Source organism: Methylobacterium sp. WL18, from assembly GCF_008040015.1.
Lineage (GTDB): Bacteria > Pseudomonadota > Alphaproteobacteria > Rhizobiales > Beijerinckiaceae > Methylobacterium > Methylobacterium mesophilicum.
On sequence record NZ_VRVD01001077.1, the window covers coordinates 1 to 920 of the forward strand.

Below are 920 nucleotides of genomic sequence, written 5' to 3' on the forward strand. Positions count from 1 at the left end.
GGCCGGTCTCGATGCCGGCGAGCGTCGCGATCGCGGCCCGGACCGAGGCCGGGTTGGCGTTGTAGCTCTCGTCGACCAGGTAGGCGGTGCCGCCGTCGATCTCGAGGGCGGTGCGCTCGCCGCGCCCGACCGGCGGACTCAAACCCGCCAGCGCCAGGGCCGCCTCGGCGAGATCGGCCCCCAGCGCGTGGACCACCGCCATCACGCCCAGCGAGTTCAGCGCCGCATGCCGCCCGGCGGTGCCCAGCTTGTAAGTGACGGGCTGCCCCATCACGACGGCGTCGACCACCGACAGGTCGGGGCGCAGCACGATTTTCTGCGCCCGCACGTCGGCTTCCGGATGCTCGCCGAAGCTGACGATCCGGCCGGCCCGCGACGCACTCGCATGGGCGACCAGGCGGTCGTAATGCGCGCTGTCCCGGTTGATGATCGCCACGCCGCCGGGTTCCACGCCGGAGAAGATCTCGCCCTTGGCGTCCGCGATGGCCGAGACCGAGGCGAAATGCTCGACATGCACCGGCTCGACCGTGGTGATCAGCGCGATGTCGGGCCGGACCTGCGCGGTCAGCGGCACGATCTCGGCCGGGTGGTTCATGCCGATCTCGAACACGCCGTAGCGCGTGGTGCGCGGCATCCGGGCGAGCGTCAGGGGCACGCCCCAATGGTTGTTGTAGGAGGCCGCCGAGGCGTGGGTGTCGCCCTGCCCGGCCAGGACGTGGCGCAGGGCCTCCTTGGTCCCGGTCTTGCCGACCGAGCCGGTCACCGCCACGATCTGTGCGTCGGTGCGCGCCCGGGCGGCTTCGCCCAGGCGGGTCATCGCGGTCAGGACCGGGTCGGCCCCTGAATCCGGGACCGCCAGCACGGGGCCGTGGGCGGCCAGATCCTCGGCGCGGGCCTCGCTGACCACGGCCCCGTGCTGG

The 920-nt window shown here is 72.9% G+C and carries 1 protein-coding gene; it reads right to left on the minus strand.

Annotation, left to right across the window (positions count from 1 at the left end):
• Positions 1 to 920 (minus strand): Mur ligase family protein (locus FV228_RS30985; protein WP_246694101.1); only part of this gene is annotated, 920 nt, incomplete at both ends.